2 protein-coding genes are annotated in these 1,833 nt (G+C 67.3%); both read right to left on the bottom strand.

Annotated features, from left to right (window positions below; translation table 11 throughout):
* On the bottom strand, positions 1-996 hold a 996-nt coding region (locus tag ACV4UX_RS19145), incomplete at its 3' end, for a tetratricopeptide repeat protein (protein ID WP_491594870.1).
* Between the two features lie 75 nt (positions 997-1,071).
* On the bottom strand, positions 1,072-1,833 hold a 762-nt coding region (locus ACV4UX_RS19150; protein ID WP_491594871.1), incomplete at its 5' end, for an HD domain-containing protein.

Here is a 1,833-nt window from a genome sequence, read left to right on the forward strand (position 1 = left end):
GGCCTTGAACTCGCGGTTGAAGATCTTCAGGTGGAGCTTGAGCCCTTCGGTGAAGTTCGGGTTGATCCACAGGGCCTTCAGGAGCGAATCCTGCGCGCCCTTCACGTCGCCCATGAAGTACATGGCCTTGGCCATGTTGAAGTGGATGTTCTCGTCGTCGGGCGTCAGTTCCAGGGCCTGGCGGTAGGCGTGCAGCGCCCCGGGCAGGTCGCCCGCCTTGCGCAGGCGCACGCCCAGCGAGTTGAAGGGGTTGGGGCTCGACGCGTCGTACTTAAGCACCTCGATGAACAGCTCCTTGGTCTCTTCCAGACGGTTGAAGTGCGCGAAGGTCTCGGCGGCGCGCTGCAGGTAGGTCTTGTAGCCGTCCAGGTCGCCCTTGCCCTTGTAGGCCTCGGCCAGCCCCTTGTAGGCCTCCGCGAAGAGCTCGTTGATCTTCACGGCCTTCTTGAACGCCAGGATCGCCTGCCCGTACTTCTGCTTCATCAGGTACTTGCAGCCCATGTCGTAGTACTTCTGGGCCTGGTTGTCCTCGCTGACAAGCTCCTCGAAGGCCTCGATGGCGTCCTCGAAGTGCCCGGCGGCCAGCAGGCGCTTGCCCTCCTGCAACTGGGCTGTCTCGATCTCCACCAGCTTGTCCACCTTGAGCGCGCGCAGCATGTGCCGCTGGAACGTCTCCAGCGAATAGGGCCGCAGCACGTAGCCGTCCACGCCCGCCGCGATGGCCTCCAGCACCCTGTCCTTCTGGCCCTCCTGCGTCACCATCACCACGGGCGTGTCCTTGAGGTTCATGTTCAGGCGCATGAGCCGCAGGAACTTGAGCCCGTCCATGTCGGAGAGGGCGGTGTCGAGCACCACGAGGTCCACGTCCTGGACGCCCAGGAAGTCGATGGCCTCGGAACCGGACGTGAAGGACTGGATCATGGACGCCTTGAGCTGCTTGAGGCACTGCCTGTCGCGGCGGGCGTTCTCCTCGTTGCCGGAGACGATCACGGTCACGTTCAGTCGGACGGGGGAAGGCGCGCTCTGGGCCACGCGGGCTCCGGGGGATGAAGGTTTGGCTCGGGGAAAAGTCTACGTGTCCAGGACGGTATAAATCCTGTCGCGCAGGGGCGTCAACTGGAGGCTCTCCGGGAGGAGCCCCAACAGCTCGTCGGCGTGGCCGCGTTTCCGGAAGGCCCGGCGCGAGGCGGCGAAGTTGAGGTCGTGCACCCAGCTGAGCAGCAGGAGCACGAAATCGTTGCAGGTGCGCATGGCCGAATAGTCCCCGATGCGCCCGGCCATGATCTGCTCCACGATGGCTGCGGAGAAGCGCTCGGGGTCCTCCTCCAGGTGGAGCACCACCACGTCGGAGCGCTGGCCGCCGGGGCGCAGGTGGTCGAGCATGATGCGCACGATGTCGAGCTTGTCGGCGTCGCGCACGATGCGCGCCAGCAGCGCCAGCTCCGGCGGCGCGAAGCGGGGCAGCGCCCTGCGGTTGTGCAGGGCCACCGCGCCGCGCACCAGCGCGCGGGCGCGCGCGTCCAGCCCGTGCGGCACGCCCTCGCCGCGCAGGGCGCGTGCGCCCAGGAGCCCGTGGTCCACGCTCCGGGAGTCGCGGAAGGTCTTGTGGGCGCGGTACTGGGGGAAGCGCCCGGCGTCGTGCAGGAGCGCCGCCAGGTGCGCGGCGCGCTCCGTGGCCGCATCCAGGCCGAGGGTGGGCGTGATGGCCCGGGCCTCGTCCAGCACCTTCAGGGAGTGCTCGCGCTTGAGCAGCAGATGGTGGTCGTCCTCGGGGTTCCCGGTCAGGAACCCGGCGACGTAGTCCTCGAACCAGCGGATGTGGGCGTGCATCCC

This window comes from Fundidesulfovibrio sp., from assembly GCF_058402725.1.